The 1,176-nt window shown below is 67.4% G+C and carries 2 protein-coding genes and 1 pseudogene; all 3 read left to right on the top strand.

The window, feature by feature from the left end:
- A pseudogene (locus AC1DYI_RS36320) lies at window positions 1-328 on the top strand (TetR/AcrR family transcriptional regulator); the annotation flags it as partial.
- A gap of 165 nt (window positions 329-493) precedes the next feature.
- A complete protein-coding gene (locus AC1DYI_RS36315) occupies window positions 494-949 on the top strand; it encodes a universal stress protein (RefSeq protein ID WP_477208933.1) in 456 nt (151 codons plus the stop codon).
- A 99-nt stretch (window positions 950-1,048) separates the two neighbouring features.
- Window positions 1,049-1,176, top strand: a 128-nt coding sequence (locus tag AC1DYI_RS36310) for a ParA family protein (RefSeq protein WP_477208934.1), incomplete at its 3' end; no start/stop codon positions are given.

Raw genomic sequence — 1,176 nt, 5'->3', positions numbered from 1 at the left:
GCTGCAGCAGGCGGGCTGCGCCGACGAGCAGGTCGTCGACCTCTACAACGCCGTGGTGGCGGCGCTCTGCGGTTTCGCCACACTGGAGCTCGCACCGCTGCCGGCCGAAGACCCCGAAGGCTGGGCGGCCGACCTGCAGCACCGCGTGCGGCAGATCCCGGCAATCGAGCACTCGGTGCTGGCGAGACACTTGCCGCGCATGGCCGACCACGCGTTCATCCTGCGTTGGACACCGGGCCATCAGCAGCCGCTGGACAGCGGCTTCGAGGCCTATGTCGACGTCTTCGTCGCCGGGCTGGCAGCGCGTATCGCCCAGGCCCACAGCTGACGAGCCAGCTTGACGGCCATCACTTGTGGCGGCATCGGCGCRAGCCTATGATGCTTTGGCAGACCGCCCGATGCCGGACCGGTCGGTTCGAGGGAAACGAGAGGCGAACAGTGTCCTGAGACACAGGCCCCGGGGTGCGCCCGGCAAATCGACCGGAGTGTCACGATGTTCAAACACATCTTGCTGCCCACCGACGGTTCCCGGTTGTCCGAGATCGCCATCTTCAACGGCATTGAACTGGCACGCCAGCATGGCGCGCGCATCACCGGCCTGCACGCCATGCCGGAGTTCCACCTGCTCAGCTACCGCGCCGCGGCGATCGACGAGACGCGCGACCACTTCGCCCAGGACGCCCAGGCCCACGCCCAGCGCTACCTGGACTTCATTCGCCGCACGGCCGACGAAGCCCGCGTCGAATGCGCCACTGTCTCGGAGCTGAGCGACCACCCGCACGACGCGATCTGCAAGGCCGCGCGCCGGCTGGGCTGCGACCTGATCCTGATGGCCTCGCATGGCAAGCGTGGCTTGATCAGCGCGCTGCTGGGCAGCGAAACCCAGCGCGTGTTGGCGCACAGCGAAATCCCGGTGATGGTCTGGCGGGCACCGCCGCCGACACCCTAATCCCCTGCTGTTGTCGCGGCGCAGCACGATCCGGGTTACCGGGTGGTGAAGGTTTGATTGTGCGATGCACAATCCTCCCCTCACCCCTGGGAGCCTGCCATGCGCCGTGTCGTGTTCAACCAAAAAGGTGGTGTCGGCAAGTCGACGATCACCTGCAACCTGGCTGCCATCGGCGCGGCCGCCGGYCAGCGCACGCTGGTGGTCGATCTCGACCCGCAGGGCAACTC

The sequence above is a fragment of the Ideonella sp. P3_A4 genome, from assembly GCF_056403075.1.
Note: the sequence above shows the minus strand (reverse complement) of the source record. Positions and strands in the feature narration are given on the sequence as shown.